Source organism: Streptomyces sp. NPDC058457 (assembly GCF_042720695.1).
Classification (GTDB): Bacteria; Actinomycetota; Actinomycetes; order Streptomycetales; family Streptomycetaceae; genus Streptomyces.
In genome coordinates this window covers 356,045-368,479 of the sequence record NZ_JBHXLU010000001.1, presented here as the reverse complement: position 1 = coordinate 368,479, position 12,435 = coordinate 356,045, and the positions used below count along the sequence as shown (strand labels likewise).

Sequence of the window (12,435 nt, the reverse complement as noted above, 5' to 3'; positions counted from 1 at the left end):
TCACTTCGGCCACTTCGGTCACTTCACCAGTTCCAGCTCGGGAATTCCGGGCACGTCCAGCCCGAACACCTGAGCGTAGAGGGCGAGCTCGGACTCCAGGGCACGGACCAGGGTGTCCGCGCGCCGGAAGCCGTGTCCCTCGCCTGCGAAGGTGAGGTACGCGTGCGGCACCGGGCGGCCGTCGAGCCGGGCGAGGAAACGCTCGCACTGCGCGGGCGGGCAGATCACGTCGTCCAGCCCCTGGAGCAGCAGGAAGGGCGCGGTGAGCCGGTCGACGTGCTCGCTGGGCGACCGCTCCACGTACCGCCCGGGGACCTCGGCCAGCGGGCCGATCAGGGATTCCAGGTACTGGGACTCGAAGTCGTGGGTCTCCCCCGCACCCCAGCTGGTGAGGTCGAGGACAGGGTAGGAGATGGTGCCGCAGGCGTAGACGTCGGTGCCGGTCAGGGAGGCGGCGGCGGTCCAGCCGCCGGCGCTGCCGCCGCGGATCGCGAGCCGGGCGCGGTCGGCGGCGCCCTCCTCGGCGAGGGCGAGCGCGACGGCCGCGCAGTCCTCGACGTCGACGACGCCCCACTGCTCGCGCAGCCGCTCCCGGTACTCCCGCCCGTATCCGGTGGAGCCGCCGTAGTTGACCTCGGCGACGCCGATGCCCCGGGAGGTGAAGTAGGCGATCGCGAGGTCGAGGACCAGCGGTGTCCTGCCGGTGGGGCCGCCGTGCGCCCAGACGACGTACGGCGGCAGCTCGCCCTCGGGGGCGGTGTGGCCTGGGTGGTGGGGCGGGTGGATGTGGGCGTGCACCTCGCGGCCGCCGGGTCCGGCGAAGGTGCGGACCTGCGGCTCGGGGTAGTAGGCGGGGTCCACCGGGTCCCGGTGCGGGGTGCCGACGACCCGGGTGCGGCCGGAGGCGACGTCGAGTTCGACGACCTCATGGGCGGTGCGCGGGCCGGCGCCGACCGCGAGCACGCGGGTGCCGTGCACGGCGAGGGTGGCGGAGTACTCGGTCCACGGTCCGGCGGCGTCGGCGATCTCGCCGGTCTCCGGATCGAGTATCCCGAGCGCCAGCGGCCCGCGGCCGTGCAGGACGGCGATCAGCCCGTTGTCCAGCGGCGCGAACCAGTTCTGGCCGAGCCGCCAGAGCGGCCCCGCGAACTCCTCCTCGCGCGGGCACAGGGGTACGTCGTCGCGGTACAGGTTCCACCAGCCGCTGCGGTCGCTGGTGTACAGCAGCCGGTCGTCCGAGGACCACTCCGCCTGCGCGACGGCCTCGGTGGGACCGCCGGCCACGGTGCGGACCGTGTGCAGGACTCCGTCGGCGCCGACCTCGCCGACCAGCAGTTCCGTGCCGTCCCACGGCATCCGCGGATGGTCCCAGGCGAGCCAGGCGGCCCGGCGCCCGTCGTGCGTCAGGCGCGGCCCGGTGACGAACCGGTGTCGGCCGTCGGTGAGTTCGCGAACGGCGGCCCGGTCGTCGGCGGCCGAGCCGTCCAGCGGTACGGCGGCGAGCACCCGCCGTACGTCGGTGGGTGCGGCTCCTGTGAACTCCTCAAGGACACACCAGACTTCGCCCCGGTCCAGCAGCAACTGCGGGTCGGCCCAACGGGGTCCGGGCGGGGTCAGCGGGCGGGGTGCCGCACCGGGCCGGTACAGGTACAGCCGCTGGTCGTCGAAGTGGACGAAGACCAGAAGTGGTTGACCGCCGTCCTCGGGTACGGCACCGGCCCAGGGGCGTCCGCCGTACTCGATGACCCGGCTGCGGACGTTCCACGGCGCGGGCAGCACGGACTCCCCGGTGCTGCCGCGTACCAGGGTCCTGCGGCCGCCCTCCGCCGGACGGGGTTCCGTCCACCAGGGCTCGCCGCCGGCGAAGCCCACCCATTCGGCGAAGCCGTCGTGCGCCGCGGCCAGGGCCGCGTCGATGGGTGAGGGCCACGAACCGTACGCCTTCGTCTCCACGTTCTCTCCTCCTCGCCTGTGCCGTGCTACTCCGTGCTGTGCCGTGCTATGCCGTGCGCAGGAAGCGGTCCAGGACCTGGACGCCGAAGTGCAGGGCCTCGACGGGGACGCGTTCGTCGACGCCGTGGAACAGGGCCTGGTAGTCCAGGTCCTCGGGGAGCTTGAGCGGGGCGAAGCCGTAGCCGGTGATGCCGAGCCGGGAGAACTGCTTGGCGTCGGTGCCGCCCGACATGCAGTACGGCACCACGTGCCCCTCGGGGGCGAACTCCTCGACGGCGGCCCGCATCCGGGCGTACGTCGGTGAGTCCAGCGGTGCCTGGAGGGCGACCTCGCGGTGGTGGAACTCCCAGTCGACGTCGGGGCCGGTGAGACGGTCGAGGGTGGCGCGGAACTCGTCCTCGGTGCCGTACAGATAGCGTCCGTCGACGAAGGCGACGGCCTCGCCGGGGATGACGTTGACCTTGTAACCGGCGTTCAGCATGGTCGGGTTGGCACTGTTGCGGACGGTGGCCTCGACCAGTCTGGCGGCCGGGCCGAGCTTGTCCAGGAGCAGGTCGACCTCGGTGAGGTCGGGTTCGACGCCGTAGAGGGCGGCGAGTTCGGTGAGGGCGGCGGAGACCGTGGGGGTGAGCCGGAGCGGCCACTGGTGCTCGCCGATGCGGGTGACGGCGGCGGCGAGGCGGGTGACCGCGTTCTCCATGTTGACCTTGGAGCCGTGTCCGGCCCGGCCGCGCGCGGTGAGCTTGAGCCAGGCGGTGCCTCGCTCCCCGGCGGCGACCGGGTAGAGGTGCCGTCCGGTGCCGTCGTGGAAGGTGAAGGCGCCGGACTCGCCGACGCCCTCGGTACATCCCTCGAACAGCTCGGGGTGGTGGTCGGCGAGGAACCCGGAGCCGTCGACCGCGCTGGCCTCCTCGTCGGCGGTGAACGCGACGACGATGTCCCGCCGCGGCCGTACCCCTTCCCGGGCCCAGTCCCGCACCACCGCCAGGATCATCGCGTCCATGTTCTTCATGTCGACGGCTCCCCGCCCCCACACGACCCCGTCGCGGATCTCCCCGGAGAACGGGTCGACGCTCCAGTCGGCGGCCTGTGCGGGTACGACGTCGAGGTGGCCGTGGACAAGCAGCGCGTCGGCAGCGGGGTCGGTGCCCTCGATGCGGGCGACGACGTTGGTACGCTCCGCGGTCCGCTCGAGAAGGATCGGCTCCAGACCCGCCTCGGCGAGCCGCTCGGCCGCGTACTCGGCGGCGGGCCGCTCCCGGCAGTCGCCGCCGCCGAAGTTGCTGGTGTCGATCCGGATCAGCTCGGAGGTGAACCGGACGACCTCGTCCCGTGCCTGCTGGTCAGCCATACTGCTCCTCCACCGCGGCCGAGACGATCGTGGTGACCGCCTTGAAGGTGCGGATGCCGTCGTACATGGTCCCCTCGGTGTACGCCACCTTCCGCTCGCCGACCTGCTCCACGCCGGGGACGACGGTGGCGGCCAGGGCGAGGTGCTCGGCGTCGACCTCCAGGGCGATGGTGAACGGTCCGCCGGTCACCGGTTCGTGGCGCACCGCGAGCCCGGCCGCGTCCTTGGCGGCGGCGCGGATGTCGGCGGCGGTCCGGGCGGGCGTCCGGCACACGGCCGCGTACCTCGACACGTGGTCCTTGACGGCGACCTTGAGGGCCTCGGGAGCGTATCCGAGGGCGTCCTCGCAGGCCAGGTCGTCGCCGGTGACGAGGACGACCGGGACGCCGTACTCGGCGACGACGTGCGCGTTGAGCAGGCCCTCGCTGGCGCGGACGTCGTTCAGCCAGACGCCGGTGACGGAGTTGGGAAGGTAGGTGTGGGCGAGGACGCCCTCCATGCCGGCGCCGGTGTGGTAGCCGACGAAGGCGATGCCGTCGACGTCACCGTGCTGGACGCCCTCGACCATGGACAGCGTCTTGTGGCGGCCGGTGATCATCTCGGCGCGGTCGTCGAGCTGCTCCAGGAGCAGGTTGCGCATGCTCCAGTGGGCCTCGTTGATGAGGACCTCGTCGGCGCCGCCGTCGTAGAAGCCGAGGACGGCGGCGTTGACGTCGGAGGTGAACATCGGCCGGCACCGCTCCCACTGCGGCGCGCCGGGCAGCACGTCGCCGGGCCAGGTCACCCCGGTGGCGCCCTCCATGTCGGCGCTGATGAGGATCTTCATGCAGGACCGTCCCCTCGCAGGTCAGAGACTTGTTGTCCGGCTGGTGACAACAGTCTCCGACAGCATGCAGCAGTGACGGGGATCTTCATGCTGCTCCACGTTACGCGTCGGCGAGGGAACTTCCTACAAGGCGGAGAGGGGGTTGAGCCCTCTGCCGGACCTCGGCACCGCGGAGACCACAGACCTGGAGTCCCACATACGTTCCCCAACACACCCGACCCACCGCCAGGCACCGCAAGAGCGCGGGTCAGACGCCCAGAGGGAGCGCACCCAGCCGCCGAGCAGTCCCGGGATCAGGGAGGTTCCGAACAGGACGACGACCGCGCCTACCGGGACGTGAAGATCCCCCGTGAGTTCTGGAAGGTCATCTCCTTCGTCGAGCGAGGTGAGTTGAAGGCCAAGGCGTTCTTGCTCACGCAGTGGCCGGCCGAAGGCCCTTGGACGACCTGGCCGACATCCACCGGGACCGACCGGGCGGCCCGCTGGCGTGTCTCGTCACGCTACAGCGCGTGAGACACGCCGGAGACCCCCTTGAAGCCCCGGGACTCGAGGTGCAGGGGAGGCGGGATGACCATAATGTGGTAATCGGAGTGTTTCCGGGGTGTCTTCTCCCTCGTCGGGGGGTTCGGCGGTGGTTCCCGTCACCGCAAGAATCGCAGCACCGTCAGGAGACATGATGGCCACCCAAAAAGCCGGGCCTCGCGCTGTCTCGGTCTACGCACTCGCCGGCATCCGGCTCTTCAACGGAGTCACCGGACTGCTCGCCCCCGACCTGCTCATCCGGCGCCTCGACCCCGGTCGTGAGCCGCCCAGTCCGGCGGCCGTGTACGCCTTCCGGCTCTTCGGGATCCGTACGATCCTGCTCGGCCTCGATCTGCTGACCAACCGCGACGAGCGGCTGCGGGAGGACCTGCGCGACGGCGTCCTGATCCACGGCAGTGACACCGCGACGGCGGCCACGCTGGGCCTGAGCGGTCGGCTTCCCCCGCGTACCGCGGCGCTGACCACCCTCATCTCGGCCGCCAACACGGTCCTGGCCGCCACTTCGCTCGCCAACTCGGTGAAGGGCAAGCGGAAGTGACGGGAGGGCCAGGTGCCGACTCCCCGGCCGAGACGGGTTTCGACTACATCGTCGTCGGCGCCGGGGCGGGCGGTGGACCGCTGGCGGCCAACCTCGCCGCCGCGGGCATGCGCACCCTGCTGCTCGACGCGGGCGGCGCCCCGGAGAACGACAACTACCTGGTGCCCGCCTTCCACGCGGACGCCTCCGAGGACCCCGTCCAGTGCTGGCACTACTTCGTCCGGCACTATGCCGACGAGCAGCAGCAACAGCGCGACGGCAAACTCGTCCCGGACCGGGGCATCCTCTACCCGCGTGCCGGAACGGTCGGCGGCTGTACCGCGCATCACGCGCTGATCACCGTCTATCCGTACAACCGCGACTGGGACGCGATCGCGGAGGAGACCGGCGACGCCTCGTGGCAGAGCACGGCCATGCGCCGGTACTTCGAGCGGCTGGAACGCTGCACCTACCGGCCGAGGCCCAAGGAGCCGCCCGCCAATCCGCTGCTGGCCGCGCTGCTGAAGGTCCTGCCCTTCACGGGCGCTCGGTACCGCAACGAAGCACGCCACGGATTCGACGGCTGGCTGCCGACCGCCCTCGCCGACCCTGAACTGGCCGTCCAGGACAAGCAGTTGCTGAAGGTCATCCTCTCGGCCGCGGAGGACGCGCTGGCCGACTTCCTCGACCGGCCGCTGTCCCCGCTGGAGGGGTTCGGCTCCTTCGTCGACCCCAACGACTGGCGGGCGCAGACCCGCGCCCTGCAAGGGCTGTGGCAGATCCCCCTCTCCACGGCGAACGGACGGCGCAGCGCCGTTCGCGAGCGGGTCCAGGCCGTACAGCGAAGCCGTCCGGACGACCTGGTGGTCCGGACCAACGCGCTGGCGGCCCGCGTCGTACTGGACGGGAACGGAGCCGCGGCCGGAGTCGACTACCTGGACGGCGCGCACGCCTACCGGGCCGACCCCGCGAGCCGGCCGGACGCCGGGCCGCCGGTCCTGCGCCGGGTCCTCGCCTCCCGTGAGGTGATCCTGGCCGCGGGTGCCTTCAACACACCCCAGCTGCTGATGCTTTCGGGCATCGGACCGCGTGAGGAGCTGGGACGGCACGGCATCCCCGTACGGGTCGACCTCCAGGGTGTGGGCGCGAATCTCCAGGACCGGTACGAGGTCGGCGTGGTCAGCCGGATGGACCGCGAGTTCCCGGTCCTCAGGGACTGCGACTTCCACGCGCCGCGACCCGGGACCGAACCGGACCCCTGCTACCGGGCCTGGCAGCGCGGCGAAGGTCTTTACACGACCAACGGCGCCGTCGTCGGTGTCACCCGCAAGTCCCGTCCGGAGCTGGACGCACCCGACCTGTTCATCTTCGGCGGCCCCTTCGACTTCCGGGGCTACCGGCCCGGCTACTCGCTCGACCTGACACTCCACAAGGACCGTTTCACCTGGGCCATCCTCAAGAGCCGCACCCACAACACCGGGGGCCGGGTGCGGCTGCGCTCCACCGACCCCCGGGACACCCCGCTGGTGAACTTCCACTACTTCGGCGAGGGCACGGACAAGGACGCCGTGGATCTCGAAGCCATGGCCGGTGCCGTCGAGTTCGTGCGCCAGATGAACCGCAGAGCCGGCTCCGTGATTCTGGAGGAGTTGTGGCCCGGCAACGACATCGACGGCCACGACGGCGTTCGCCGTTTCGTACAGGACGAGGCCTGGGGCCACCACGCGTCCTGCACCTGCCGGATGGGACGGGCGGACGACCCTTCGGCCGTCGTCGACAGCGAGTTCCGGGTGCGCGGAGTGGACCGCCTGCGCATCGTCGACGCCTCGGTCTTCCCCCGCATTCCCGGATTCTTCGTCGCCGCACCCATCTACATGATCAGCGAGAAGGCGAGCGACGTCATCCTCGCGACCGCCCACAGAGCCACCGCCCAAGGAGTATCGCGATGAGCAGACAACGACGCGACGCACGAGGTTCCGCAGCCGGATACCGTACGTCACTGCCCTGGCGGATCATCACCGCCGGCGCCGAATACGTGGACCGGCGCATCGGCTGGGACAGACTGCCCGTCATTCCTGGCCTGCTGACGCTCCTCGGACTGCGCATCAGGCTTCGGCAGAAGAACCTCCACGACACCGGCCGACTGCCCTCGGTCAATCTGCCCGATCCCGCGCCCCCCTCCGAGACCCAGAAGGTCAACCGGACCGCCGACGGCAGCCACAACGACCTCGCCGAGCCTCGCATGGGCATGGCGGGCACCCGCTTCGGCCGGAACATCCCGCTGGACCGGATCGCACCGACCGCACCCGAGGACGTACTGTCCACGCCGAACCCGCGCGAGGTCAGCCGCGCGGTGCTCACCCGCGACGAGCTCATCCCCGCCGAATCGGTCAACTCGCTGGTCGCCGCCTGGCTTCAGTTCATGGTCCGCGACTGGTTCAGCCACGGGACCAGCCCCACGGATCGGCCCTGGGAAGTGCCCCTCATGGACGACGACCCGTGGCCGGAACACCCCATGCGGATCATGCGGACACCGGACGACCCGACCCGCGACCCGCAGGCGCCGGCCGGAACGCCCGACACCCGCGTCAACGTGTCCTCCCACTGGTGGGACGCGTCGCAGATCTACGGCACGAACGAGACCGAGCAACGCCTGCTGCGCGCCGGCAAGCTGGGCAAGCTGCATCTGTGGGACGACGAGCAGTCCCCGGTCCCCTCGGACCCCTCCAAGGACCCCTCGCACATCCCCGGCTTCTGGCTGGGCCTCGCCATGATGCACGACCTGTTCGCCCGTGAGCACAACGCGATCTGCGATCACCTGCACGGCGCGTACCCGTCCTGGCACGACGAGGAACTCTTCCAGCGCGCCCGGCTCGTCAACGCCGCGCTCCTCGCCAAGATCCACACCGTGGAGTGGACACCGGCCGTGATCAGCCACCCCACCACCGTCAAGGCACTGCGTGCCAACTGGTGGGGCATCGCGGGCGAGCGCGTCCACGACCTCTTCGGCCGGATCAGCGACAGCGAGGTCGTCAGCGGAATCCCCGGCGGCGAGACGGACCACTACGGCATCCCGTACTCCCTCACCGAGGAGTTCGTGGCCGTCTACCGCATGCACCCGCTCATCCGCGACGAGTGGCATCTGCGCTCCGCCGCCGACGACACGAGCCTGCGCCACTGCACTCTCCGCGACATCGCGGGCCCCGGGGCGCTGAAGGTCATGGAGACCACCGGGATGGCCGATCTGCTCTACAGTTTCGGCACGCTCCACCCCGGACTGGTCACCCTGCGCAACTTCCCCAGGTTCCTGCAGGAGTTCGAGCGCCCCGACGGGCAGCTTCAGGACCTCGCCGCCACCGACATCCTGCGCTCCCGGGAATTCGGTGTCCCCCGTTACAACGAGTTCCGGCGGCTGCTGCGGCTGAAGCCCGCGGCGAACTTCCTGGAACTGACCGAGAACCGGGCCTGGGCCGAGCAGATCCAGTGGCTCTACGACGGCGACATCGAGAAGGTCGACCTCACGGTCGGGCTGTACGCGGAGAAGCTGCCGGCCGGATTCGCCTTCAGCGACACGGCGTTCCGCATCTTCATCCTGATGGCCTCACGCCGGCTGAACAGCGACCGCTTCTTCACCGAGTACTACACCCCCGAGGTGTACTCCAAGGCCGGTATGGCCTGGATCGACGACAACAGCATGATCACGGTGCTGCTGCGCCACCACCCCGAGCTGCGTACGGCTCTTTCGGGGCTGACGAACGCCTTCGTGCCGTGGCACACCGCCGGAAGGACGGTGACCTGACATGGCAGCGACGGACAGGTTCCGCGAGGAACGGGAGCGCCAGGTCGCGGCGGCCGCCGCGCGGTACGACGAGACCGGCGACGAGCGGCGGGCGGTCGAGGAGCAGCAGGACGCCGGGGTCGCCTTCCCGGATTCGGAGGAGGCACTCGCGGCGCGCGCGGCCCGGCTGCTCGACCGGCAGGCGGTGCCCGCCGCCATGGTGGTGGAGGCCGTCCGGGCGGAACCGCTGGCCCCGACCGCCGCGTACGAACGCATCCTCGGGGTGTCCAAGGACCTCCAGGCATGGAGTTTCCTGCCGCGCGGCGCCCGCGCGGCACGTACCGTCGCCCGGATCTCGGTGCGGGAGAACGGCCGTGAGCTGCCTCTCGGCACCGGCTTCCTGGTGTCGCCGAGCCTGCTGATGACCAACCATCACGTGCTCACCGACCCGGAGGCCGCCCGGCAGTGCTTCCTGGAGTTCGACGCCCAGGTCACCGTCGACAACACGGCCCAGCCGCCGACGCGGCTGGAACTCGACCCGGACGGGTTCTTCGTCACGGACGAACGGCTCGACTTCGCCCTGGTGCTGGTCGCCCCCGGCCCGGACCCGCGGCCCGCGGGGGACACGTTCGGCTGGAACCGGCTCAGCGCCCAGCCGGGAAAGCTGGTGATCGGCGAACCGGTCAACGTCGTCGGCCATCCGATGGGACGCCTCAAGGAGATCGCCGTACGCGACAACATGCTCCAGGTGCGCCTCGACGACTTCCTCCACTACAAGACGGACACCGAGCCGGGCAATTCCGGCTCTCCCGTCTTCAACGACCAGTGGGAGGTCGTCGCGCTCCATCACAGCGGGGTGCCCAGGACCGACGAACAGGGCCGTACCCTGCGCCGTGACGGACAGGTCTGGCAGCCCGGTGACGGCGACGACGCCATCGACTGGGTGTCCAACGAGGGCGTACGCGTCAGTTCCATCCTGAAACACCTCGCAGCCCTGCCCCTCACCCCCCGGCAGCGGGAGCTGCTGGCCGAGATGGGTCCGGAGTCGGGACTGCGCCTCGCGGAGGCCGCCGCCGGTCCGGTTGCGGCTCCGGCTCCCGCCGCCGGCCCGGTGACGGCCCCGGCTCCCGCCGTCGTGGCGGCGGGCCCGGCCGTCGAGAAGGCCACCGCGCCTGCGGGCCTGCGCGCCCGGGACGGGGCCTTCGGCGGCGCACGGCATCTGGTCTTTCTGCACGGTCGCTCCCAGCAGGGCAAGGAGCCCGAGAACCTGCGCCGCGAATGGGCGGCCGGACTCAACCAGGGGCTCGTCCGCGCCGGGCTCCCTCCGGTCGACCCGGCGGACGTCTGGTTCCCCTACTACGGCGACCGGTTGGTGCAGGCCCTGACCACGCACGAGGCCGTCCCCCGCCTCACCGAGGCGCCGACCGCCAGGGCGGCGGAGGCGGTCGCGCCCGCCACCCCCACCGCCCGCGCGGTGTACGAGGAGATCATCGGCGAGGCGGCCAGGAAGTGGGACATGCCGCAGGAGGGCCGGCTGGCCACCGAAAGTATCGGCCTGGACGACGTGGTCGGGGCCCTGCACAAGCGGCTGGGCTGGCTGGCCGCCAGGAGCGACCTCGATGCCTGGGCCATCGCCCTGGTCTTCCGTGACGTGGCCGCGTATCTCGACGACCGGCGCATCCGGGACGAGGTCCTGGACTGCGTACTGGAGACGATGCCGGACGCCGGGGAAGTTGTGCTCGTCAGCCACAGCCTCGGCACGGTCGTCGGCATGGATCTCGTCACCCGGCTGTCCCCCGGAGTGAACTGCGTCCATCTGACCACGGCGGGCAGTCCCCTCGGCCTGGACAGCGTGTACAGCAGACTGCTCGTCGGCGGGCCGAAGCGTCCGGACATCGTGGCGGACTGGTTCAACGCCTGGTGCCCGACCGACGCGGTGGCCATCGGATGCCCGCTGGGCGACGACTGGGCGGACGGACTGTCCGACCTCGCCGTCGTCAACGCCCGCGACCGGGCGCACAGCATCGTCGAGTACCTCGCCCACGCCGAGGTCGCCCGGTCGATCGGCAGCCACCTAGGCGGCTGAGCCTGCCGATCCGTCGCCGGTGGGGGCCCACGCCGGCTTCACGGCTTCGCGCCGGCTTCACGGCTTCGCGGTCTTCGGGCCGTCCGGTTCCGGGTCGGCGGGCGGGCGTCCCACGTCCGACAGCGTCTCGCGGGCCCGTTCGTCGACGAAGCGGGTCACGAGATGCTGGGCAGCGCCGAAAATGACGGCCCAGGCCATTATTTGCGGGCTGGAATCCAGATCGCTCAGACCTGGAATGAACGCACCCCTGATGAGCAGCACTCCTATGAACGCGGTCAGAGCCCCGGTGGGGAATTTCAGCAGGGCCGCCGAAAGCGGCAGCATATAAGGACTGCTCGTCCCCTGAATCCGGCGTAGGGACGCAATGACCGTGAGGGCTGCACCAGCCAGTCCTGCCGCCTCGGTGACGAGCACGTCGACTCGCTGTGCGTAGTCGCTCGGAACGTTTCCCTGCTTCAGGGGAACCTCCCCGGACGGGCATGCGGCGAAATTCTTCCCCCCGGGGAGGAAGCACATGTTCAGCGAATCGGGACAGTACCAGCCCCAGACTGCGAGCCCAGCCGCGCCGAGGAGAACGAAGAAGGTCGCAACCCGCAGAATGATGCTGAGGCTGCGAACTCTGCTGTATTCGGCGTCCAGCGCGTCGTACGAGGCGCTCAGAGCGAGGGCGAGGAGCCCGCGGTCGCCCGGCAGCGGTCCTTTCGTCCCCATGCGCTCCGCGGCCGCACTCACCTGTATCCGAAGCGGGTCGACCGGGCGCAGATGCTGTTCAACGTGGCTCAGTACGTCGGCGCTTCGGCCAGGCAGGTCTTCTTCCGCACACAGCGTGAGCAGCATCACGTCGGTCGCGCGCACATTGGCCCAGGTCCTCTCCAGGGCTGCGGCCCCGGAGAAGAGGCGGCGCCGTGCGGAGATGGCGCGCCCTGCCTCCTTCAGTTGCCGCGCGATCCCCTCCAGTGTCTTTTCTCGCCGACATTGCTCAGCCCGGTCCGCAACCCCTCGGCACCTCTCACGGTCTGCCTGCTGTTCCAGAAACAGAACGCGCGCGGCAGCTCGCTCGCGCCAGGCTGTTCTATGAGCCCTGAACAGTTCCTTGGGCAATCTGGGAAGCTGAGCCACGTTCTTTCTTCGGGTCGGCTCGCAGGGGTGATCGCACTTCGATCCGTCTGGCGTCGGCGCGCGCTTGAGCATGAGCGAAGCGATCCACACGAGTATGAAAACAGCGACGCTCCCTCTGGGCTTTTTCGTGCTTTCCGAACCCGTGAAGGCTTTCCCGTTGGTCATCCCGACCTCCAGTAAAGTCTCCCCTCCTCAGCGTAGGACGGCCGGCCAACAGGTGCACGTCAAGAAGGGCGAGGTCATGCCTGGGCCACCGTGCGCC

The 12,435-nt window shown here is 70.4% G+C and carries 8 protein-coding genes; 4 read left to right on the top strand and 4 right to left on the bottom strand.

Annotated elements, in window-relative coordinates:
* Positions 1-18: 18 nt before the first annotated feature.
* The 3 genes from ACFWPS_RS01665 to ACFWPS_RS01655 are packed head-to-tail and all read right to left on the bottom strand — an operon-like array spanning position 19 to position 4,130.
* Positions 19-1,953, bottom strand: coding sequence for a prolyl oligopeptidase family serine peptidase (locus tag ACFWPS_RS01665; protein WP_383699673.1), 1,935 nt, complete (start codon positions 1,951-1,953; stop codon positions 19-21).
* Positions 1,954-1,999: 46 nt separating this feature from the next.
* Positions 2,000-3,304: a M20/M25/M40 family metallo-hydrolase gene (locus tag ACFWPS_RS01660; RefSeq protein WP_383699671.1), complete on the bottom strand. Its 1,305-nt coding sequence runs from the start codon at positions 3,302-3,304 to the stop codon at positions 2,000-2,002.
* A complete protein-coding gene (locus ACFWPS_RS01655) occupies positions 3,297-4,130 on the bottom strand; it encodes a M55 family metallopeptidase (protein ID WP_383699669.1) in 834 nt (277 codons plus the stop codon). Before ACFWPS_RS01655 ends, ACFWPS_RS01660 begins: the two co-directional genes overlap by 8 nt.
* Positions 4,131-4,806: 676 nt before the next feature.
* Here ACFWPS_RS01655 and ACFWPS_RS01650 point away from each other — a divergent pair.
* The 4 genes from ACFWPS_RS01650 to ACFWPS_RS01635 are packed head-to-tail and all read left to right on the top strand — an operon-like array spanning position 4,807 to position 11,054.
* On the top strand, positions 4,807-5,211 hold the full coding sequence (locus tag ACFWPS_RS01650) for a hypothetical protein (RefSeq protein ID WP_383699667.1): 405 nt from the start codon (positions 4,807-4,809) through the stop codon (positions 5,209-5,211).
* Positions 5,208-7,139, top strand: coding sequence for a GMC family oxidoreductase (locus ACFWPS_RS01645; protein WP_383699665.1), 1,932 nt, complete (start codon positions 5,208-5,210; stop codon positions 7,137-7,139). Before ACFWPS_RS01650 ends, ACFWPS_RS01645 begins: the two co-directional genes overlap by 4 nt.
* Positions 7,136-8,989: a peroxidase family protein gene (locus tag ACFWPS_RS01640; protein ID WP_383699663.1), complete on the top strand. Its 1,854-nt coding sequence runs from the start codon at positions 7,136-7,138 to the stop codon at positions 8,987-8,989. Before ACFWPS_RS01645 ends, ACFWPS_RS01640 begins: the two co-directional genes overlap by 4 nt.
* 1 nt (position 8,990) lies before the next feature.
* Positions 8,991-11,054 (top strand): trypsin-like peptidase domain-containing protein, encoded by a 2,064-nt coding sequence (locus ACFWPS_RS01635; protein WP_383699661.1) that lies wholly within the window; start codon positions 8,991-8,993, stop codon positions 11,052-11,054.
* A gap of 57 nt (positions 11,055-11,111) precedes the next feature.
* Here the strand turns inward: ACFWPS_RS01635 and ACFWPS_RS01630 are convergent, their stop codons facing one another.
* Positions 11,112-12,338, bottom strand: coding sequence for a hypothetical protein (locus tag ACFWPS_RS01630; RefSeq protein ID WP_383699659.1), 1,227 nt, complete (start codon positions 12,336-12,338; stop codon positions 11,112-11,114).
* Positions 12,339-12,435 lie beyond the last annotated feature (97 nt).